Annotated in this window: 1 protein-coding gene; it reads left to right on the forward strand. The window is 63.3% G+C overall.

Annotation, left to right across the window (positions count from 1 at the left end; genetic code table 11):
* The coding region (locus tag EIK80_RS25570) for a phosphoenolpyruvate carboxylase (protein ID WP_125159731.1) at positions 1–289 on the forward strand (289 nt) is incomplete at both ends.

A 289-nucleotide genomic window follows, 5' to 3' on the forward strand; every position in this document is an offset into this window, starting at 1 on the left:
GCATGCCCGCGCCCTTGCGGACATCCGCGAACATGGTCTGCACGGCGAACGCGGCGATCTGCAGCCGATGACCCACGAGGTGCTCGACACCTTCCGCGCGCTCGGGGCCATCCAGAAGCGCAACGGCCTCAAGGCCGCCCGCCGCTACATCATCTCCTTCACCAAGAGCGCCCAGAACATCAAGGATGTCTACGAGCTCAACCGGCTGGCCTTCTCCCATCCCGAAGACGTGCCCACCATCGATGTGATTCCGCTGTTCGAGCAGCTTGAGGATCTGCAGAACTCGGTG

Origin of the sequence: Caulobacter sp. 602-1, from assembly GCF_003931565.1 — a bacterium.
Taxonomy (GTDB): Bacteria; Pseudomonadota; Alphaproteobacteria; order Caulobacterales; family Caulobacteraceae; genus Caulobacter.